Raw genomic sequence first — 577 nt, 5'->3', positions numbered from 1 at the left:
CTAAACCACCCTGCACTGAAAGTACAGGGGTTTTACTAGCGGACTGAAAGTCCTCGCTCATTCCAATATAAAATTGGAATTATCGCTCTTATCTGATCTATGGTGTTCTAAATAGTCTTGAACCATTTGATCTGTAATGTTTCCTGTGCTCCAAGCACCATAACCGCTTGCCCAAAAATGACGTCCCCAGTAACGTTGCTTTAAAGTGGGATATTCTTGTTGCAAAATACGGGAAGAGCGTCCTTTTAGACGTTTTACAACATCACTAATACTTTTTGTTGGGGGATACTCCATATGAACATGAACATGATCTTTACTTACTACTCCACTCAGAATTTCTATGCCTTCTGAGTCACAAGTTTGAATGATAAGTTCACGACAACGGATTTGGATATCTCCTTTCAAAACGTGATAACGATATTTTGTCACCCATACAATATGAACAGTTAAACGCGTAATAGTATGGTGACCTTTACGGTTTTCTTGCGTCATAGACACAAGCTAATAGATTTTTTCGCAATACTAAAGTTCTGCACTGAAAGTGCAGGGTTTTAAACCCATTACTGAGACCAATAAA

At 38.5% G+C, this 577-nt stretch carries 1 protein-coding gene; it reads right to left on the bottom strand.

The features are described from left to right. Positions 1-57: 57 nt before the first annotated feature. Positions 58-492, bottom strand: coding sequence for an IS200/IS605 family transposase (gene tnpA, locus Q0954_RS34300; protein ID WP_299466687.1), 435 nt, complete (start codon positions 490-492; stop codon positions 58-60). Positions 493-577: the final 85 nt, after the last annotated feature.

Origin of the sequence: uncultured Microscilla sp., assembly GCF_947493425.1 — a bacterium.
GTDB lineage: Bacteria > Bacteroidota > Bacteroidia > Cytophagales > Microscillaceae > Microscilla.
This window is presented reverse-complemented; position numbering and strand designations above follow the sequence as displayed.